This window comes from Hymenobacter gelipurpurascens (genome assembly GCF_900187375.1).
In the GTDB taxonomy this organism is placed as follows: domain Bacteria; phylum Bacteroidota; class Bacteroidia; order Cytophagales; family Hymenobacteraceae; genus Hymenobacter; species Hymenobacter gelipurpurascens.
The window spans coordinates 1,436,627-1,457,272 of record NZ_FYEW01000001.1; the positions used below are offsets into that span (position 1 = coordinate 1,436,627).

Sequence of the window (20,646 nt, forward strand, 5' to 3'; positions counted from 1 at the left end):
ACACCGTCATTAATTTACTGCCATGGACCCCAAATTAGCGCCCGCTCCCTCCTTGCTCAGCACTCATCAGGACCTGAGTGCCCAGGAACTGAAGCTGAAAGGCTTTAAAGCCTATCAGGTCGATACGGCCGTCAATCCCGGCCCGACCTATCGCCGGCGGGACTTCTACAAGGTGGCGCTGATGACCAGCCACTGCACCGTGCACTACGCCGACCGCAGCATTGAGCTGAACGGCACGAGCCTGATGTTTGCCAATCCGCATATTCCGTATTCCATCGAGCTACACGCACCGCGGTTGACCGGCTACTCCTGCCTGTTCACCGAGGCCTACATGAAGGAAAACGACCGGTCGGAAAGCTTGCACCAGTCGCCGCTGTTTAAGGTCGGGGGTACGCCCATTTTCCACCTCAGCGCGGAGCAAGCCGCCTACGCGCAGGGCATTTTTCAGAAAATCCTGGCCGAGCAGGCCACCGAGTACCTGTACAAAGGCGACTTGATTCGCACCTACCTGCAGTTGCTCATCCACGAGGCGCTGCGCATGCAGCCGACCGAAAGCTTCGTGCAGCACAAGAATTCTGCTTCCCGCATCGCCTCCCTGTTCCTGGAACTGCTGGAGCGACAATTCCCCATTGAAAGCCCGGAAAAGCCACTTTCCTTTAAAACGGCGCAGGACTTTGCCGAGCCCTTGGCCATCCACGTCAACCACCTGAACCGGGCCGTGAAGGAAGCAACCGGCAAATCCACCACCGCCCACGTTGCCGAGCGGGTTGTCGGCGAAGCCAAAGCCCTACTGCACCACACCGACTGGGACGTGGCCACCATTGGCTACGCGTTGGGCTTCGAATACGCCTCCTACTTCAACATCTTTTTTAAGAAGCACACCGGGCTTACCCCGCTGGCTTTTCGCAAGGCTGTTTGATTCGTGTAAGGATTCGTTTGAATTCTATAGGAATACGCTCTGACCGGGCGAATACCTTTGGGTAGGGCTGCCGTTTAACTAGCAAGCTCCTCTGTATCATCTGCTGGCGTCCCGCTTGGGGAGCACTTCAAGAAGGTGTCTCCTTGATGCGCTATGGGTTCCCCGTTCCACTTCATCCGGCAAATCGTCTTGGAGGTGACTTCGAAGCCGAGCCAAAAACGGTTCGCTTTGTCCGGTTCTAGTATCCTCCCTTCCGGCTTTTTTCTCATTAATCCTTCCCCACGCCATGGCTGCTGACTTATTTCCTCCCGCCGACGCTCCCAAGCCCGATGATGGCTCGCGCCGCTCGTTTATGAAACAGGCCGGCGGCATCCTGGGCCTGGCCCTGGCACCGCCGCTGGTTGGACAGGCCGAGCGCCTGACGGCCTATTCCAGAATAATTGAAGGCGCCACGGAGTTCACGCTACGCGTCAACGGGCAGGCCCACACCGTGCGCGCGGAGCCTCGCGTCACGCTGCTTGATGCGCTGCGCGAGCGGCTGGATTTGACCGGGACCAAAAAGGGCTGCGACCACGGCCAGTGCGGGGCCTGCACGGTGCACGTAAATGGCCAGCGCACCCTCTCGTGCCTGACGCTGGCCGTGATGGCGCAGGGCAAGGAGATTACGACCATCGAGGGCCTAGCCAACGGCAACGAGCTGCACCCGATGCAGGCGGCCTTTCTGAAGCACGACGGCCTGCAGTGCGGCTACTGTACGCCCGGCCAGATTATGTCGGGCGTGGCCTGCGTGAAGGAAGGCCACGCTGGTACCGACGACCAGGCCCGCGAGTGGATGAGCGGCAACCTCTGCCGCTGCGGCGCTTATCCTAATATCCTGGCCGCGGTGCGCGAAGTAGCCGGTCAATCTTCAAAAGGCTAATCCCATGAACGACTTCAGCTACACCCAGGCCGCCACGGCCAAAGAAGCCACCGGCCGGTTGAAAGATAAGCCTGCGGCCGCCTACATCGCCGGCGGCACCACGCTGCTCGACCTCATGAAGGCCAACCTGCAGGAACATCCGCAGCTCGTGGACATCAACCTGCTGCCCTTCACCGGCATCGAGCAGACCAAAGACGGCCTGCGCATCGGGGCGCTGGAGCGCATGAACGCCGTGGGCGAGCACCCGCTAGTAGTGCAGCAGTTTCCGGCCATTTCGCAGTCTCTGCTGCTAGCAGCATCGCCCCAGCTGCGCAACATGGCCAGCATCGGCGGCAACATCCTGCAGCGCACCCGCTGCGGATACTTCCGCGACCCGGCTTTTCCCTGCAACAAGCGCGTGCCCGGCTCCGGCTGCCCCGCCCTGACCGGTGACAACCATAACCTAGCCATCCTGGGGGTGAGCGACAGTTGCATTGCCAACTCCTATCCCGGCGACTTCTCGGTGGCGCTGACGGCCTTCGATGCCGTGCTGACACTGGAAAACCAGCGAGGCAAACAGCGTCGGGTCCCCCTCACCGATTTCTACCTTCTGCCGGGCAATACCCCCCACAAGGAAACGGTGTTGGAGCCCGGCGAATTGATTGTGGCCGTCACGATTCCGACCACAACCCAGGCCCAGCGCTCGACCTACCTGAAGGTACGCGAGCGCAGCAGCTACGCCTACGCTCTCGCCTCGGCTGCCGTGGGCCTTGACGTGCAAGCTGGCACCATCCGTTCGGCCCGGGTGGCCCTGGGCGGCGCGGGCGCCCAGCCCTGGCGCTCCCGCGAAGCGGAAAAACTGCTCACCGGGGCGCCCGCCACGGAGGCCACGTTTCGGGCCGCGGCGGCGGCCGCCCTGCAGGGTGCCCAACCCCGGGAGCACAACCGCTTCAAGGTGGAGCTGGCGCAGAACACCCTGGTGCGGGCCCTGCAGCAGGTAGCTGCGGGCTAGCAGCCCGGCTTTGTCGCCCCTTATTTCCATCCCCATCGCCCTTACGCCCGAAGCCTCCCATGGATACCGAACCCCAATTCTTTGAAACCAACGCGACGCCAGGCGTCGTGGGACAACCCCTGAGCCGCGTCGACGGCTGGGCGAAAGTGACGGGCCAGGCCAAGTACTCGGCTGAGTACAACCGCCTGCCGGGGCTGGTGCACGCCGTGCTCAAAACCAGCGACGTCGCCAAAGGGCGGGTGGTGAGCATCGATGCCAGCGCCGCCCAGCGGCAGCCGGGCGTGCTGGGCATCTTCACCCACGAGAACCTGCCCAAGCTTGCTCGTTCCCCCAACAGCCCGGAGGAAAAAGCGGCTCTCAATTCCCCGATGAGCTTTTTTCCGATGCAGTCGGACCGTATTGAGTATGCCGGCCAGCCGGTGGCCATCGTGGTGGCCGATACGCTGGAGCGCGCCCAGTATGCCGCCAGCCTGCTCAAAGTCACCATCTCGCCCGAGGCCCCGGTGGCTTCGTACCTGGACCCCAAGGCTACGCGATTCGTGCCGAAGGTGGTAAAGGGCGTGCCCGGCGTGACCAAGCGCGGGGAGGCGCAGGCGGCCTTTGCCAGTGCCCCGGTGCAGCTGACGGCTACCTACCACCACGCCACCAACCACCACAATCCCATGGAGCCGGGCGCGACCATTGCCCACTGGGAAGCGGCCGACCGCCTCACCGTTTACGACACCACGCAGGCCATTACCTGGACGCAGAAAACCCTGAGCCAGATGCTGGGCCTGAAAATCGAGCAGGTGCACGTGATTAGCAAGTTTCTGGGCGGCGGGTTTGGCTGCAAGGCCTGGGTGTGGCCCCACGTGGCGCTGGCCCCGCTCGTCGCCCGCGCCGTGGGCCGGCCCGTGAAGCTGGTGCTCACCCGCCCGCAGATGTTTACCGGCATGGGCCACCGCGAAGACCAGGAGCAGACCCTGCGCCTGGGCGCCACCAGAGAGGGCAAGCTGCTGGCCCTGGTGCACGAGAAAACGTCCACCACTTCGCCCTGGGACGACTACGCCGAAAGCAACCACAAGATTCTGGATATGCTCTACGCCCTGCCGGCGTTCGAGTCGACCTACCACCTGGCCCACGCCAATGTGATGACCTCGACTTCGACCCGCGCCCCGGGCGAGATGCCCGGCTCGTTTGCCATCGAGTGCTCCATGGACGATTTGGCCGCGCAGCTGAACCTGGACCCCATCCAGGTGCGCCTGCTCAACCACGCCGACAAAGACCCCGCCACGGGCCACCCCTGGAGCAGCAAGAGCCTGAAGCAGTGCTACCAACGCGGGGCCGAGCTCTTTGGCTGGAATAAGCGCAACCCCAAAGCCGGCCAGACCCGCGAAGGCCGCATGCTCGTGGGCTGGGGCATGGCCACGGCCAGCTACCCCGTACACAGCGGTAAGGGCAATGCCCGCGTCCGGCTCTACGCCGACGGCCGCGCTGTCGTGCAGGCCGGCGCCACCGACCTCGGCACCGGCACCTACACCATCAACACCCAGGTGGCGGCCGACGCGCTGGGCATCGCACCCGAAAACGTCCGCTTCGAGCTGGGCGACAGTAACCTGCCGACCACCACGGTTTCCGGCGGCTCCATGGCGGCCGGCACGGTCTCCTCGTCGGTGTACCTGGCGGCCCAGGATGTCTGGCGGCAGCTCATCAAAGTAGCCGTGGCCGATAAAAAGTCCCCCCTTTACCGCGCCAAGCCCGCTGATGTGGTGATGGAAAAAGGCCGCCTGCAACTCAAAGCCGACCCCGGAAAGGGCGAAGCATTCGGGGAGTTGATGAAGCGAGCTGGCCTGGGCGACGTGGAAGGCAGCGCCATCGGCCGCTACGGCAGCAACTACGAGGAATCCCTGGCCACGAGCGAGCAGGCTCCGGAACACGCCATGCACGCCTTTGGGGCGCACTTCTGCGAGGTGCACGTGGACCCCGAGCTGGGAACCGTGCGCGTGACCCGCTGGGTGAGTGTAGTAGCCGGCGGCCGCATACTTAACCCCAAGACGGCCCGCTCGCAGGTAATGGGCGGCAGCATTTTTGGCATCGGCGCAGCCCTGATGGAGCAGACCGTGCGCGACTCCAATCTGGCTCGCTACACCAATGCCGACCTGGCGGGCTACCACGTCCCCGTTAACGCCGACATCCCCAATATGACCGTGGAATTCATCGACGAGCATGACCCCTACGTCAACGCAATGGGGGCTAAAGGCATCGGGGAAATATCGGTCGTGGGCGTCACGGCTGCCGTGTCCAATGCCGTCTTCCATGCCACGGGCCGGCGCCTGCGCTCGTTGCCCATGACGCCGGACAAGGTGCTGGCAGCGTTGCGGCAACCCTCCTAAAACGGCCAGCTGTTTGAAAAGTGTAAGCAATGCTTTGAATGCTATAGGCGGGTGCCTTCAGCCCCCGGATACCTTTGTCCTACTACAAAAACCTCTGATTTACCTCCCCAACCCGCATGATTGAATCGAAAGGCTACGCGGCGCAAAGCCCAACCAGTGACCTGGCTCCCTGGACCTTTGAACGCCGCGACGTGGGGGCACACGACGTGCAGATTGAAATTCTCTTCTGCGGCGTGTGCCACTCCGACTACCACCAGATTAAAAACGACTGGTTCCCGGGCGTCTTCCCGATGGTGCCGGGCCACGAAATCGTGGGCCGCATCACCCAGGTGGGCGACCACGTAAAGAACTTCAAAGTAGGCGACCTGGCCGGCGTCGGCTGCTTGGTGGACTCCTGCCAGACCTGCGCCAATTGTCAGCAGGACCTGGAGCAGTACTGCCTGGAAGGCAATACCCAAACCTACAACCAGGTAGGCCGCGACGGAAACGTCACCTACGGCGGCTATGCCAACAACATCGTGGTGCGCGAGGAATTTGCGCTGCACGTGTCGGAAAAGCTCGACCTGGCGGCCGTGGCGCCGCTGCTCTGTGCGGGCATTACTACCTACTCGCCGCTGCGTTACTGGAAAGTGGGCCAGGGCCACAAGCTGGCGGTGCTGGGCCTCGGCGGCCTGGGCCACATGGCCGTGAAATGGGGCGTGGCGTTTGGCGCGGAAGTGACCGTGCTCAGCACTTCGCCCGACAAGGAAGCCGCTGCCCGGGCTCTGGGCGCGCACAACTTCGTAGTGACCAAGGACGAGGCGCAGGTGGCGGCCGTGAAAGGCTCGTTCGACTTCATCCTCGACACCGTTTCGGCGCAGCACGACCTGGGCATGTACTTGTCGCTGCTGGCTACCAACGGCACGCACATCATCGTGGGCGCGCCGCCCAAGCCCTTAGACCTGTCGGCCTTCTCGCTGTTCGACGGGCGCAAGAGCGTGGTGGGCTCCAGCATCGGCGGCATTGCTGAAACGCAGGAAATGCTCGACTTCGCGGCCGAGCACAACATCGTTTCGGATATCGAGCTGATTAATTTCAAGGACATCAACACCGCGTATGAGCGCATGCTGAAAGGCGACGTGCGCTACCGCTTCGTCATCGACATCGCCACGCTGTAGCCTTTTCATGCAAGGCAGTCTGGCCCCATCCCATCGCCCCTCGCTGTGGCGGGGGTGGGGCCACTTTCTTGAAGCTTACAGACTTCGTAGCCATACCCTAGCTGGCATAGGCGGCTTCCTACTTAACCCAAGGCGCCCATGAAAGATGCTTTCTGGCAGCAGGTCATGTCCTTGCTGCCCCATCCGTCAGCTGGCGGCCCTCTTACCGCTGTCAGCATCGGCTTGGGGCTTGACTCGCTGGATTTCGTCGAACTGGTGCTGGAAGTGGAAAAGCAGTTCGACATCCGTTTTTCCCACGCGGAACTGGCTGAGCTGCGCACGGTGCAACTCCTGCTCAGCGACATCGACCAGCATCTGCGGCGTCCCTTGTACGCCCAATTCTTTGCCCAGCTCCTTCAGAAAAGCACGTGGCGGTTATAGCCTCTCCCTCGTGCCCGTGGTCCAAAAAGCATCCCCGCCACGGCTACTCATTCTTTAATTCCCCAGAGTATGGTACACATCAGCATTTCTTTCCAGTTAGTACTTGGCTTGCTCCTGATGCTGGCAACAGCCGTACAGGCCCAGACCAAGGCTTCGGTGCCCGCGCCCCTCACGGGGAGGCAGCAATCCATCGCCACTGTTTCCGCCCTCACGGCCCAGGGTGACCTGCCCCGCTTGCAGAAAGCCTTGCACGAGGGCCTGGAAGCCGGCCTGACCGTAAATGAAGCGAAGGAAGTGCTGGTGCACCTGTATGCGTACTGCGGCTTTCCGCGCAGCCTGCAAGGCTTGAACACGCTGATGAAGGTGCTGGACGAGCGCAAAGCCCAGGGCCTAAACGTCGTGGTGGGCAAGACCGCATCGCCCATCAGCAGCACCGAGCCCAAGTACGAGCGCGGCATGAAGAACCTGGAAACGCTCACTGGCAAAGCGGAAACCGGACCCAAAACCGGGGTGTATGCCTTCAGCCCCGAAATCGACGTGTTTCTACGCGAGCACCTGTTCGCCGACATTTTTGACCGCGACGTGCTCACCTACCAGGAGCGGGAAATTGCCACCATTTCGGCGCTGGTAAGCTTGGGCGGCGTCGAGCCCATGCTGCAGTCCCACATCCTCAACGGCATGCACGTTGGGCTGACGGAGGCGCAGGTTCAGCAGATTATCGCGTTGAACGAGGTAGCCGTCGGGAAGAAGGACGCTGACGCCGGCCGGGCTGTGCTGAAGAAGGCGCTGGGAACCAAGCAGAAATAACGAATTCATCATGGCCATTCTACTGCGCAGGCTTGTGGCCTGCTCTCTTTTACTGATGGGTTGTACTTCCTTCCAAACCGAGGACACCGCTGCAAGTGGAGCACCGGCTGTCGAGCCCGGCAAAGTATTGATTGTGTACTTGTCGCGCACCAGCAACACGAAAGCCGTGGCGGGTATCATTCAGCGAACGGTGGGCGGGAAAGTGGTGGCCCTGGAATTAGAAAAGCCTTATCCTGCCAACTACCAAGCCACGGTGCAGCAGGTGAGCGATGAAAATGAAAAGGGCTATTTGCCACCCCTGCGCACCAGCGTCGAGAACATCCGGCAATACGACGTCATCTTCGTCGGCTTCCCGACCTGGGGAATGCAGCTGCCTCCGCCCTTGAAAAGCTTTCTGAAGCAGTACGACCTTAGCGGGAAAACCATTGTGCCGTTCAGCACCCACGCGGGCTATGGGGTAGGCAGCGGTTTTGAAACGGTCAAGGCAATGGCGCCCCGGAGCACCGTCCTGGAAGGGTTTTCAACGAAAGGTGGCGTGGAAAGAGACGGCGTGCTTTTCGTGATGGCGGGCAATAAGGAAAAGCAGGTACAGAATGAAGTACAAGCTTGGCTGAAAAGAATTAAGCTCCTGAGCAGCAAGTAAACAAGGCTGATTTCTTGCACCACCGATGGTAAAGCCTTCCGCAGTTAGCGGAGGGCTTTTTCGTTTCCAACCAATTCGAGCCTAATCTCACCAACAACGTGTATGCCCAAATTGGTCTGATCACGCTGATTGGTTTATCGGCCAAAAACGCCATTCTGATTATCGAGTTTGCCAAGGAGCGGGTGGATAAGGGTATGCCGCTGGTAGATGCCACCTTGGAAGCCGTGCGCCTGCGTTTGCGCCCCATCGTGATGACCTCGCTGGCCTTTATTTTGGGTGTGCTGCCGCTGGTGTTTGCTTCTGGCGCCGGCGCCCAAAGCCGGCAGACCATCGGCTGGACTGTACTCGGTGGGATGCTCTCGGCTACGCTGCTGGCCATCTTCATCGTGCCGGTGCTATATGTGCTTATAACCCGCCTGGCCTACGGCAAAGAGAAGCTGGCCGAGCTGGAGGCGGGCTATGAGACTGATGGCTATTTTACAGACGAGAGTAGTTTGCCAGGTTAATCTCTATTAGTTTTTAAAGCCCTAGTGCGAACGAATGGTTTGCACTAGGGCTTTAAAAATGCCTTGATCAGAATTCAAACTGCTCGCCGTTCAAAGGAGCCTTAGCAGCACCTATCGCTGGGAGTGCAGCAGCTTAGAGCATGAATAGCTCGTGCTGAATGCTGCCACGCATCCAAGATCAGGGAAGCTAACTGCTTTTATAGCAGCACGAAATGGAACACGAAAGAATTAGCGACCAAGTACCTCGCGCTTAAAGGCAGGATACGCGCCAAACAGAGCTTCTGCCGCAGGTCGAGGAACTGTTTTGGTCGGGTCTCCAAATTGGATTTGCCATGGGCACTCCTCATCCCACGCAGCGAGTAGCCCTATCAATATTTCCCCATCCGGAGAATGGAGATTGAACATGAAATACGATTCCCGGTCTGTGGGATAAATCCGGGTGGAACCGTCCCCAGCATAAAATTTTACGCTTAGAACCTTAGTTCTAGGTCTCCAGCGGAAGTACATTCGGTCCTCTGGCTGAGCCTCAAACCCTCCCGACCAGTGCTGCCAGCGATCTAGTATTTCTTCGATGCGCTGCAGCGTTGCCTGCGGAATGACAACTTCCTTTACTCCGTCCACCACAGCGTGAGTAGGCAATTTGATGCGTTTGCCATTGTGCACAACATGGCTCGGCAATGGAAACGGTGGTTCACTTAGTTCCTTGGAAGAAAATTTGGAGGGCACTTCGATTGGAGTGCCAGAGTACACGATGGTACGAGGAATGCGCATGAGGTGAAGGGTTAGAAGCTTTGAGAAGGGTCAATCAGGTACGTACCTCGTACTGTTGATCCATTCGACGACGCTTATAGCGTTTGGAAGCCGCAGGGTTGGCTTCATCCTCATTTTATTTCACCAATTTTTCTCCTACACGCTCCGTTCGCTTTTCCTGACTACATAAGGCTGCCAAGCCTTATCCACTACTGGTTCTACTGGCTGACCTCAGCAGCAGTGCGGATTATTCTCTCTTACTGCCTGTGAGTGTGAAGCAAGCTAACAGCGGCCTGCGATGCACGAAAGCGTTTCGACGAACTTCGTATATGTTCAAGCCAAGCTACACCAGTTAGAAAAGGAAATGCAGACATTCATAGACACTGAGTAACCCTGGCTGTGACCAAAGCTGAGTGAGACATCAGCCAGTTGGCTACTTGCGCCACATATTACCTTACCGCCTAAGCTGATATGGACGTTACTCAGTTAGTAGACTTATTTGAGCAGTTGGTAAAAGCCACGCCGGAATAAGCCAAATGGATAGTTTCGGCTAAAACCAAAGTCATTTTACTTACTCTACCCAGTAAGGGCGTTCAAGAGGATTAATATGAGCAAATGCTAATCAAATCAGCGCATCCAAACTCTGCCGATCATGGCTGTGCGCGGAGGTCTGCAAGGCCTGCGGTGACGAGTGCGAGAAGCATGGTGCCCACATGCAGCATTGCCAAGAATGTGCCGACGCTTGCCGCCGTTGCGAGGAGGCATGTCGCCAGCCTATGGCTGCGTAAAGCAAAGGGTTCTCGCACCACTATGAAAGCCTGTCTGCTGCCTGGGAGACGGGCTTTCTCGTGTGCGCGAAGCTACAAATCATGCAAACCCCCGGCTTAATTCTGTACCCGTTTCGGTGCACAGGCCGCTACTTTTGGGTGTTTACAAATCGAACCCGCCCGCTACGGGCTTCTTAGCTTCGCTTCTCATGAAAAAGCACCATTTCAATACCAATATTAACCGCGGCAGCTGCATCCGCGCTGTGACTCCCACCCTCAACGGCGAGAAAGCCATTGCCTCCTGGCAGGTGGATACGGCTAACCCGAACAAGGTGCTGACCGTGACAGGCGATGTAACGGAAGAGCAGGTGCTGGCGCTAGTCGAAGATGCGGGCTTCAAAGCTCAAAAAGCGTAGTCATCCTACTGGTACCAACCAGCACCTCTAAACAAGTCCCGGTTCATAAGCAGGTGTTTACCGCTTTGAGCCGGGACTTGTGTTGTACTAACCAGCCTATGCCGATGGCTCTAGTGTTTGAATAAGTCACGAGTTACAATTAGAGAACCTTTGCCTCCTGCAACTGGTAGAAGCACCGAGCCTGCGGTTTTGAGTACCTTTGTCCTAATGCGTTTCCTGTCTCTATTCTTCGCCTTCTACTTCGCCTGCCTGTCGACGCTGACCTGTGCCGATGAAGTGACCGTGTGCCAGGACCAAACGCAAACCATCGTCGCCGCTACTACGCATGCGGATTGTGGCGCAGCAGACGTAGGGGACTGGTGCTCTCCCTTGTGCCAGTGTCATTGCTGTGGTGGAGCGGTAGCACCACTCCCTTCCCTGGCCACGCCCGCCTCGGAAAACGCACTAGAATGGGGTTCTTCTGAGCGCCATGCGCATTCCATTGCCGCTGCCCCGACCCGGGCACCCTCCGTCGTGTGGCAGCCGCCACGGGCCTAACCCTTCCTCCTATTTCCTGCTGAGTACTCTGTAGGCTGTCCGCTGCTGTAAGCACCGGGGCGGCCGCCTTATGGGCGCATTGCGTCCAGGTAGAAGTACTTACCGTGCTGTTTCCGCCTGTGTTGCCGGAACCGCCGGCCACGCAGGGCTCACGGAAGCGTTAGACCTAACCCCAGCGACGGATGTTCGACCGGCTGATTCATTTTTCCATTCACAACAAGCTTATTATCGGGTTGCTCACCCTGGCGCTGATTGCCTGGGGCAGCTACTCGCTAAGCCGGCTACCGATTGACGCGGTACCCGACATCACCACCAACCAGGTCGTCGTTTACACGGTGGCCCCCTCCCTGGCAGCCAGCGACATCGAGCGCCTGGTCTCTTTCCCCGTGGAGCAAAGCCTGGCCACCATTCCGGGCCGCGAGGAAGTGCGTTCCTTCTCCCGATTTGGTCTCTCGGTGGTCACTATCGTCTTTGAGGACAAGATTGACATCTACTGGGCGCGCCAGCAGGTGGGAGAGCGCCTGCGGGAAGCTGAAAGCCAGATTCCTGCCAGCATCGGTCGGCCCGAAATGGCCCCGGTCAGTACTGGCTTGGGTGAAATCTACCAGTACGTGGTACGCACTAAACCCGGCTATGAGAAGAAGTACGACGCCCGTGAACTGCGTACGATTCAGGACTGGATTGTGCGTCGGCAACTACTGGGTACACCCGGTGTGGCCGACGTGGCCAGCTTCGGCGGGGAGCTCAAACAGTTTGAAATCCGGCTGGATCCTACGCGGCTACGCTCACTGGGGGTAACCACCGAGCAAGTCTTCCAAGCTGTGTCGCGCAACAACCAGAACGCGGGCGGTGCCTACCTCGACCAAAAGCCTACGGCCTACTATATCCGCACCGAAGGGTTGGCGGAGAACACTGCCGACTTGGGCAACATCGTCGTGCGTACAACCCAAGGGGGTATGCCCGTGCTGGTGCGCGACGTAGCCGACGTACGCCTGGGATCTGCCGTGCGCTATGGAGCCATGACCCGTAACGCAGAGGGAGAGGTGACCGGTGGCCTCGTGCTAATGCTCAAAGGGGCTAATGCCAACGACGTCATTAAGGACGTGAAAGCGCGCATGGCAACCGTGCGCAAGTCCTTGCCGGAAGGGGTGACCATCGACGTGTACCTGGACCGCTCCGACCTAGTGGGCCGCGCCATCAGCACCGTACAGACCAACCTGATCGAGGGGGCACTGATTGTTCTGTTTGTGCTGATCCTCTTCCTCGGTAACTGGCGAGCGGGTCTTGTCGTGGCGTCCGTGATACCGCTGGCCATGCTCTTCGCTATCAGCCTGATGCGCCTGTTTGGGGTGTCCGGCAACCTACTCTCACTGGGAGCGATTGACTTCGGCCTCGTCGTAGACGGAGCCGTGATTATCGTCGAGGCCATCGTCCACCGCTTGCACGGGGGGCAGCTCCAGGTGCCGGGAAACCGGCTTACCAGTGCGCAGATGAACGAGGAAACCTACCACGCCGCCAGCAAAATCCGCTCTTCGGCCGCGTTCGGGGAAATCATTATCCTGATTGTGTACCTGCCCCTGCTGGCGCTGGCCGGTATCGAGGGGAAGATGTTCCGTCCTATGGCGGAGACTGTTGCCTTTGCTATTCTGGGTGCCTTCCTTCTCTCGCTCACCTACGTGCCCATGATGTCGGCGCTCGCCCTAAGCCGCTCGACTGAGCCAAAGCGCAACATATCGGATCGGATGATGAGCTGGCTTGAAGCGCGCTACCGCCCGGTGCTCGAATGGGCGCTACGCCGAAAGGCGATAGTGCTTACGGCGGCACTGGTCCTGTTTGGTGGCGCGCTCCTGCTGTTTCGCACCCTGGGCGGGGAGTTCATTCCCCAACTTGCGGAAGGTGACTTTGCGGTGGAAACCCGCACCCTGGCCGGTTCGTCGCTGAGCTACACGGTGGAAAAAAGCCAGCAGGCAGCCGCCATCCTACAGAAGCAGTTTCCTGAGGTAAAGGAGGTGGTCACCAAAATCGGTTCGGCTGAAATCCCTACGGACCCAATGGGAGTGGAAGCGGCCGACATCATGGTGATTTTAGAAAAGGATCAGCGCAAGTGGACCTCGGCTAAAACACAGGAAAAACTGGCCGAGAAAATGGCAGAAGCCCTAAGCGTCATTCCGGGGGTTACCTTCGGCTTCCAGCAACCCATCCAGATGCGCTTCAACGAGCTCATCAGTGGGGCCAAGCAGGACGTGGTACTCAAAATCTATGGCGAGGATCTGCAACAACTCGCTTCCTACGCCGAGCGGGCGGCCCGCCTAGTACGCCAGGTCGAAGGGGCGGAGGATGTGTACGTGGAGCAGGTCACGGGCCTACCCCAGATCGTGGTCAAGCTGGATCGCAACCGGCTGGCTCGCTTCGGCCTCAACGCGGACGATGTAAACCGCACCGTCCAAACCGCCTTTGCCGGCCAGACCGCCGGGCAACTCTTCGAGCAGGAGCGACGCTTCGACGTGGTGCTGCGCCTGGCCCCGGAACTGCGCCAGAACATCGGCAACGTACGCCAGCTGCTGATAGCCACGCCGGCCGGCGAGCAGATTCCGCTGGAGCAGGTAGCGTCGGTGGATCTGCGGGAAGGACCCAACCAGATTCAGCGCGACGATGCCAAACGCCGGATCACGGTGGCCTTCAACGTGCGCGGCCGCGACGTAGAGAGTGTGGTGACGGAGCTGCAAGGTAAAGTCGATACTCAACTCCAGCTGGCTCCCGGCTACTACACCACCTACGGCGGGCAGTTCGAGAACCTACGCCAGGCTACCGAGCGCCTGAGCATTGCGGTGCCCGTGGCTCTGCTGCTCATCTTCGTGCTGCTGTTCTTCACCTTCCAATCGTTTAAGCAGTCGGTGATGATTTTCACGGCCATTCCTCTTTCGGCTATTGGTGGGGTGCTGGCGCTGTGGTTGCGGGGTATGCCTTTCAGTATCTCGGCCGGAGTCGGGTTCATTGCCCTTTTCGGAGTAGCAGTACTCAACGGCATCGTACTCATTGGCTACTTCAACCAGCTCAAGGAGGAAGGCCGCACGGACCTGTATCAGCGCATTTTGGAAGGCACGCAGGTTCGCCTGAGACCCGTGCTCATGACGGCTACCGTCGCCTCACTGGGCTTTCTACCCATGGCGCTGTCCACCTCGGCCGGAGCGGAAGTGCAGCGTCCTCTGGCTACCGTCGTGATTGGCGGTCTGGTCACGGCGACACTACTGACCTTGCTTGTGCTGCCGGTGCTCTACGCCTGGTCTGAACGCAAAGCAACACCCATTAAGGAGCCCGTAACCTCCCGTCCCTTGCCCGTTTCGGTACTGCTCCTGGGGTTAGGACTGAGCGCAATGGTAGGGAGCACACCAGCTTACGCGCAGGGGCCGCTTACCTCCACCCAAGCGGTAGGACAAGCGTTGCAGGCCAACGGCACGGTGCAGGTAGCGCAACGCTCTCTACAGGCGCAGCAAGCCTTGCGACGCACTTCCTTTGACGTGGGGCGTACCACCGTGCTGGGTACCTACGGACAAGTTAACTCTCCCCTGTCAGACAACGTGCTGAGCATCGGCCAGACGGTGGCCCTGCCGGGGTACTACAAAGCCCAGGCGGGGCTGAATCAAGCGCAGATTAGTGGCCGGGAGCAGCAGCTCGCCCAGGTGCAGGCAGAGGTGCGCCGGCAGGTACGACGCAGCTATGAGCAGGCGGTATACGCCCGTCATCGTCTGCGCACCCTACGCGGGCAGGACAGCATCTACCGAGAGTTTCTACGCTCCGCGCAACTCCGCTTCAAAACCGGCGAAGCCGCCCGCCTGGAGCCTGCCAACGCCTTGATTCAGCAAGGCGAAACGCAGAACCTGCTTACCCAGTCCCGAGCGGATTATGCTATTGCCCAGCGTCAGCTGCAGGCTCTGCTGCAAACGTCACAGCCCGTGGCCATCGCCGACAGTACCTTGCGTCTGCTACCCACTCCCCTTGTCTCGACGGACACGACCCTGATGGCTCTCACCCCCCAGGCGCGGGTACTGCAGCAGCAGATCGCTGAGCGTCGGGCGGAAACGAAGGTAGAGCAAGCGCAAGGCCTTCCTCACGTCACGGTGGGCTACACCAACCAGTCGCTTCGTGGTACTTACGAAGTGGATGGAAGTGCCACCACCTATGGGGTAAAAGACCGTTTCCAGAGCGTGGAGGCCGGAGTCGCGATTCCCTTGCTGCGTGGCCCTCAAAAGGCGCGGGTGCAGGCCGCTCAGCTGCAGGAGCAGGTCGCCACGGCCTCCTACCAGCGCTACCAGGCGGAAGTAGCCAGTCAGTTGGACGAGTTAAACCTTCGCCTGCAGGAGCAACGGCAGCGAGTGCAGTTTTATGAGCAGACCGGATTACCGCAAGCTGCCGTCATCGTCCGGCTCAGCCAGCGCGCCTACAAGGCCGGCGAAACGACCTACTCCGAGCTGCTGCTTAATCTGGAGCGAGCCCTGAGCGTGCGCACCGCCTACCTGGACGCTGTGCTGCAGCACAATCAAACTGTTATCGACCTGGACTACCTGCTCGGCGCTACCGCCCAGTAAGAGTACTCCACTTCTTGACCCCGAACCCATGCATAAGATTGCCTACCTGGTGCTGCTTGTGAGCCTGACTATGGCCAGCTGCACCAAGAACAACGAGAAAGAAACGGCCGAAGCCACCGAGACAGCCGCGGCAGCGGAGGGTGAGGAAGCAGAGGAACCTTCCGATATGGTTACTCTTTCACCTGCCGAGCAGCAAGCGGCAGGTATTCAGACCGGCCGCATTGCTGCCCGGCCCATGGGAGCAGGGCTTGCCGTAACGGGTACGCTGGACGTGCCCCCGGAAAGCGCCGTCTCCATTACCGCCCCACTTGGGGGCTTCGTGGAGAATACGGAGTTGCTGCAAGGCACCCGCGTACGCAAGGGGGAGGTGCTGGCCACCATCCGTAATCCGGAGTTCGTGACGCTACAGCAAGATTACCTGGAAACCCGCGCCCGGTTGGAATACGCCCGCACGGAGCTGGCGCGGCAGAAAGAGCTGTACGAGCAGGAAGTTGCCCCCCAGAAGAACTATCAGCGCGCCCAGGCCGACTATAATGCTCTGCAGGTGCAAACCAATGCCCAAGCCACCCGTTTGCGGCTGGCAGGCTTACCCGTTGGAGGACGGATCGTCACCACCGCCAGCTTACGGGCTCCCCGAGCCGGCTTTGTACGCGCCGTGAACGTGACGGTAGGACAGGCGGTGACCGCCACGGATGCGCTGTTTGAAATTGTGGACCCAGAGCATTTGCACGTCGAGCTCACCGTCTTCGAGCGCGACGTAGCCCGCGTACAAAAGGGGCAGTTGATCCGATTCACACTGGCCAGTGACTCTACCGGCTCCCGCCGGGAACGTACCGCCCACGTGTACTTGGTCGGCAAAGCCATCGGCGAGGACCGCACCGTGCGCGTGCACGGTCATCTCGATCAGGAAAACGACCCTTCCCTGCTGCCAGGCCTCTACGTGCGGGCCACGATTGAAACCGGCCGTACGAACGCGCCTACGCTGCCAGATGCTGCCCTAGTACGCTTTGAGGGCAAAAACTACGCCTACGCCGTGGAAGCGTCGGGTCGCTACCGGATGGTGCCAGTCACGCTGGGTCGTAGCGAGGACAACTTCACGGAAGTCACCTTGCCCGAAGCCGTGCCGGCAACCACTACGTTCGTCACGACGGGAGCCTACTCGTTGCTGGCCAAGATGAAAAACGCCGAAGAGGAAGAGTAACCCAACCTGCCTTATGCTTTTGATCCTCAAGCCCCTATTAGTATACTTCTTAGCCGGCCTCTGCGAAATCGGCGGAGGTTACCTCATGTGGCAGTGGCTCAAGGCAGACCGACCCAGCTGGATGGGCGCGGCCGGAGCGATCCTGCTGCTGCTCTACGGGTGGGTGGCCACCTGGCAGCTCACTTCCTTCGGCAAAACCTACGCCGTATACGGCGGCATTTTTATCGTTATGTCCATTGCGTGGGCATGGTATTTCGACGGCTTCCGCCCCGACCGTTTTGACATCATCGGCGGCATTGTCTGCTTCGTGGGCATCGGCATCATCCTGTTCTGGCCCCGATCCTAATAACAAGGTGCCTATCCGCTCCACTCAACCGCTCTCGCTATGGTTCATCCGCTCGAAGACACGCTCATCGCTAAGCAGATTACACCTACGCCCATGCGCCTGCTCGTGCTGGAGGTGCTGCAGCGGCACCCCGCCGCGCTCAGTCTGGCCGACGTGGAACAACTGCTGGGACATGCGGATCGCATAACGGTGCACCGCACGCTGAAAACCTTCACCGAGAAGGGACTCGTGCACCGCATCGAGGATGGCAGCGGAGCCGTCAAGTTTGCCCTGTGTGAGCCCGGCTGCACTCCGGAGTACCACCAGGATCTACACGTACATTTCTTCTGTACCCGCTGCCGGGAAACGTCCTGCCTGCCGACAGTAGCCGTGCCTGCTATTGCCTTGCCGAGAGCGTACCAAGTACAGGAAACCAGTCTGGTAATGAAGGGTCTGTGCGGGAACTGCTCCAGCACCAGTTGAAACTATGCAATAGCATTGCATCGCCCAGCGAGCGAGGTTTGTCTTCTCAAACGGCGGTGCTCACCTCTGACACCTCTACTCCATGGTTGAACTTCTCACGGGTGCCCTTGTGCTCAGTCTGCTCCACGCTGCTATTCCTAACCATTGGGCTCCCGTACTGGCGGTGTCGCGGGCGGAGAACTGGACGTTGCGCCGGGCGGTAGGAGTCACAATGGTGGCCGGTCTGGCACACGTGCTGAGCACCGTCGGCATCGGCCTAGCACTGGGTCTGCTGGGGTGGCGTCTGTCCGCTCGTTTTGAGCAGGTTGCCGGCTGGGCAGCACCTGTGCTACTCATCAGCATTGGGCTGCTCTACGCTTTCTCTGGACCAGGTCACGCGCACCCCAACCCACGGCCTATAAGCCGACGTAGCCCGCGTCGGCAGGTAGTGGTGGGGTTAGCCGCTACGATGTTCCTGGCTCCCTGCCTGGAAATTCAAACCTTCTTCCTGGCGGCTGGTACGCACGGCCCGGTAGCCTTAGCGCTGCTCATGACGCTATACCTGCTGACCTCCGTGACAGCCATGTGCGCGCTGGTAGCACTGGCCCACCGCAGTCTGACTCGTCTCAATCTGGACGGCCTGACCCACCACGGGCGACGTGTAACGGGCGCGGTACTCGTACTCGTCGGCATTGCCAGCTTTTTCGTGGAGTGGTGAGCTTGCTTGCCACCCACGCCTTCCTCATCCGTTTGCAATACCCATTCTCTCGCTCATGCTTGACCCTTCCCTAGATAAAACCAACGAGGAGCTGAATACTGCCAAGCAGGTACAGCTCGATAATGTCGGCGCGCTGACCCGTGACCAGCTCACCCCCGACGCGGCGACGGAGCCCCAGGGCCACGACGTTCCAGGTCATAACCATGCTCCGGCGGCGGATACAACACCAGACCCACATGCCGGTCACAGCCATGCAGCCGATGGTGACCACGACCATGCGCATGGGGAGGCGGGAGCTAGTCCCTACCTGTGGCCCGGCGTGAGCCTGGCGCTGCTGCTGGTCGGTATCGGCCTGGACTATTTCGATGTACCCTTCTTCAGCGGCACCGTACGCCTGCTGTGGTACGGAGTGGCCTTCCTGCTCGTCGGCTGGAAAGTCATGAAGGCCGCTGTGCTCAGCATCCCTTCGGGCAACGTGTTCAATGAGTTTCTGCTCATGAGTCTGGCTACGGTGGGAGCCTTTTCCATCGGTGAGTACCCGGAAGGAGTCGCCGTGATGCTGTTCTACACCGTGGGCGAGCTGTTCCAAGACGCGGCTGTGAACCGGGCTAAGCGCAGCATCCGAGCCCTGCTAGAGATTCAAGCCACTGAGGTCACCGTGTTGCGTGGTGGGCGGAGTATGGTGCTGGATCCCAAGCAGGTGCAGCTGGGCGATACCATCGAAGTGAAACCCGGGGAGAAAGTGGCCCTGGACGGAACGCTGACGGTGGGACCCGCGAGCTTCAATACCGCCGCGCTCACAGGAGAGTCAGCTCCTCAAACCAAGCAAACCGGCGAAGGTGTGCTGGCCGGCATGATCAACCAGGAGTCGTTGGTGCAGGTGCTGGTCACGGCCACCTACCAGGACACCAAGCTGGCGAAGATACTAGCGATGGTGCAGGACGCCGTAGGACGCAAAGCGAAAACTCAGCTGTTCATCACGCGCTTTGCGAAAGTCTACACCCCTATTGTCGTGCTGCTGGCCGCGCTGCTCATCGCCGTGCCCTACCTCCTCGTGGACGACTACGTGTTTCGGGACTGGCTCTACCGGGCGCTCGTCTTCCTGGTTATCTCCTGTCCCTGTGCGCTGGTGGTAAGTATCCCCCTGGGCTACTTCGGCGGTATCGGGGCGGCCTCCCGAGCAGGCATCCTGCTCAAGGGCTCCAACTTCCTGGACGTGCTGCGTGAAATTGACACCGTGGTAATGGACAAGACCGGAACGCTTACCCAGGGCGTGTTTGCCGTGCAGCAAGTTCAGCCCGCAACGGGGTTCGACGCTACGCAGCTCTTGCCGCTGGTAGGTGCCCTGGAGACCAAATCCACCCACCCCATTGCCAAAGCGGTAGTTCAGCACGTGGGTAGTGCGGTGACAGGCGTCACGGTAGAGAACGTGGAGGAAATAGCCGGCCACGGGCTGCGCGGCCGAGTCGACGGTAAGGAGGTACTCGCTGGCAACACCAAGCTGCTGACCAAGTTCAGCGTGCCCTACCCACCCGAAGTCGACCAAGTAGTAGATAGCATCGTGGTAGCGGCCGTGGATGGGAAGTACGCTGGCTACCTGACGGTGGCGGATGCACCCAAAGCGGACGCTGAGCAGACGGTGCGTGAGCTGCGAGCCGACGGCATCACGAAGATCGTCATGCTCTCCGGCGATAAGGACAGCATCACCCAGCGAGTAGCCCAGCAACTCGGCATTGACGAGGCCCACGGAGGTCTGTTGCCGGAGGACAAAGCCCGCTACGTGCAGGAGTATCTCACTGCCGGTCGCAAGCTGGCGTTTGTGGGGGATGGAGTGAACGACGCCCCGGTAGTAGCCTTAGCGGATGTCGGTATTGCTATGGGTGGTCTGGGGTCGGACGCCACCATCGAAACGGCCGACGTCGTGATTCAAACGGACCACCCCAGTAAGATTGCTACGGCTCGCCGTATTGCCCGCGCCACTCACTCAGTGGTGTGGCAGAACATCTGGCTCGCGTTTGGGGTGAAAGCCATCGTCCTGGCTCTCGGAGCGGGTGGGGTAGCCACTATGTGGGAGGCCGTGTTTGCCGACGTGGGGGTAGCCTTGCTCGCGATTCTCAATGCCTGGCGGATTCAACGCATGAAGTTTTAAG

Annotated in this window: 18 protein-coding genes and 1 pseudogene; 18 read left to right on the forward strand and 1 reads right to left on the reverse strand. The window is 60.0% G+C overall.

Translation table 11 applies throughout. From position 1 onward, the window contains the following. Positions 1–22: 22 nt before the first annotated feature. From CFT68_RS06120 to CFT68_RS06160, 9 genes and pseudogenes are all read left to right on the forward strand, one after another. Positions 23–919: a helix-turn-helix domain-containing protein gene (locus CFT68_RS06120; RefSeq protein WP_088842508.1), complete on the forward strand. Its 897-nt coding sequence runs from the start codon at positions 23–25 to the stop codon at positions 917–919. Between the two features lie 286 nt (positions 920–1,205). After that, positions 1,206–1,838: a (2Fe-2S)-binding protein gene (locus CFT68_RS06125; RefSeq protein ID WP_088842509.1), complete on the forward strand. Its 633-nt coding sequence runs from the start codon at positions 1,206–1,208 to the stop codon at positions 1,836–1,838. A gap of 4 nt (positions 1,839–1,842) precedes the next feature. Next, the gene (locus tag CFT68_RS06130; protein ID WP_088842510.1) at positions 1,843–2,829 is read left to right on the forward strand and encodes an FAD binding domain-containing protein; all 987 of its coding nucleotides are present in this window, start codon (positions 1,843–1,845) and stop codon (positions 2,827–2,829) included. Between the two features lie 59 nt (positions 2,830–2,888). Then, a complete protein-coding gene (locus CFT68_RS06135; protein WP_088842511.1) occupies positions 2,889–5,201 on the forward strand; it encodes a xanthine dehydrogenase family protein molybdopterin-binding subunit in 2,313 nt (770 codons plus the stop codon). Positions 5,202–5,317: 116 nt separating this feature from the next. Further along, positions 5,318–6,358, forward strand: coding sequence for an NAD(P)-dependent alcohol dehydrogenase (locus CFT68_RS06140; RefSeq protein WP_088842512.1), 1,041 nt, complete (start codon positions 5,318–5,320; stop codon positions 6,356–6,358). 138 nt (positions 6,359–6,496) lie between these two features. Continuing rightward, positions 6,497–6,778, forward strand: coding sequence for an acyl carrier protein (locus CFT68_RS06145; RefSeq protein ID WP_088842513.1), 282 nt, complete (start codon positions 6,497–6,499; stop codon positions 6,776–6,778). Positions 6,779–6,847: 69 nt separating this feature from the next. After that, positions 6,848–7,585: a carboxymuconolactone decarboxylase family protein gene (locus tag CFT68_RS06150; protein WP_088842514.1), complete on the forward strand. Its 738-nt coding sequence runs from the start codon at positions 6,848–6,850 to the stop codon at positions 7,583–7,585. Positions 7,586–7,640: 55 nt separating this feature from the next. Beyond that, positions 7,641–8,228, forward strand: coding sequence for a flavodoxin (locus CFT68_RS06155; protein ID WP_245815289.1), 588 nt, complete (start codon positions 7,641–7,643; stop codon positions 8,226–8,228). Positions 8,229–8,302: 74 nt separating this feature from the next. After that, a pseudogene (locus CFT68_RS06160) lies at positions 8,303–8,734 on the forward strand (efflux RND transporter permease subunit); the annotation flags it as partial. A 228-nt stretch (positions 8,735–8,962) separates the two neighbouring features. Here the strand turns inward: CFT68_RS06160 and CFT68_RS06165 are convergent. Further along, complete coding sequence (locus CFT68_RS06165; protein WP_141106470.1) at positions 8,963–9,505, reverse strand: hypothetical protein; 543 nt, start codon at positions 9,503–9,505, stop codon at positions 8,963–8,965. Positions 9,506–10,110: 605 nt separating this feature from the next. Here CFT68_RS06165 and CFT68_RS06170 point away from each other — a divergent pair. The 9 genes from CFT68_RS06170 (at position 10,111) to CFT68_RS06205 (ending at position 20,645) form a co-directional block, all read left to right on the forward strand. Further along, positions 10,111–10,272, forward strand: a complete 162-nt coding sequence (locus CFT68_RS06170) for a four-helix bundle copper-binding protein (protein ID WP_317044106.1) — start codon at positions 10,111–10,113, stop codon at positions 10,270–10,272. 188 nt (positions 10,273–10,460) lie between these two features. After that, on the forward strand, positions 10,461–10,667 hold the full coding sequence (locus CFT68_RS06175) for a heavy-metal-associated domain-containing protein (RefSeq protein WP_088842517.1): 207 nt from the start codon (positions 10,461–10,463) through the stop codon (positions 10,665–10,667). A gap of 207 nt (positions 10,668–10,874) precedes the next feature. Further along, positions 10,875–11,204 (forward strand): DUF6660 family protein, encoded by a 330-nt coding sequence (locus tag CFT68_RS22375; RefSeq protein ID WP_394340108.1) that lies wholly within the window; start codon positions 10,875–10,877, stop codon positions 11,202–11,204. Between the two features lie 182 nt (positions 11,205–11,386). Continuing rightward, entirely contained in the window at positions 11,387–15,790 is a 4,404-nt protein-coding gene (locus CFT68_RS06180) for a CusA/CzcA family heavy metal efflux RND transporter (protein WP_088842518.1), read from the forward strand. A 28-nt stretch (positions 15,791–15,818) separates the two neighbouring features. After that, positions 15,819–16,991 (forward strand): efflux RND transporter periplasmic adaptor subunit, encoded by a 1,173-nt coding sequence (locus tag CFT68_RS06185; RefSeq protein ID WP_088842519.1) that lies wholly within the window; start codon positions 15,819–15,821, stop codon positions 16,989–16,991. 13 nt (positions 16,992–17,004) lie between these two features. Further along, positions 17,005–17,337, forward strand: coding sequence for a YnfA family protein (locus CFT68_RS06190; RefSeq protein ID WP_170934711.1), 333 nt, complete (start codon positions 17,005–17,007; stop codon positions 17,335–17,337). A 39-nt stretch (positions 17,338–17,376) separates the two neighbouring features. Beyond that, positions 17,377–17,799, forward strand: a complete 423-nt coding sequence (locus tag CFT68_RS06195; protein ID WP_088842520.1) for a Fur family transcriptional regulator — start codon at positions 17,377–17,379, stop codon at positions 17,797–17,799. Positions 17,800–17,881: 82 nt separating this feature from the next. Further along, positions 17,882–18,496: a hypothetical protein gene (locus CFT68_RS06200; protein WP_088842521.1), complete on the forward strand. Its 615-nt coding sequence runs from the start codon at positions 17,882–17,884 to the stop codon at positions 18,494–18,496. A 55-nt stretch (positions 18,497–18,551) separates the two neighbouring features. After that, positions 18,552–20,645 carry a heavy metal translocating P-type ATPase gene (locus CFT68_RS06205; protein WP_088842522.1) on the forward strand — a complete coding sequence of 698 codons (2,094 nt, stop codon included), beginning with the start codon at positions 18,552–18,554 and terminating at the stop codon, positions 20,643–20,645. Position 20,646: the final 1 nt, after the last annotated feature.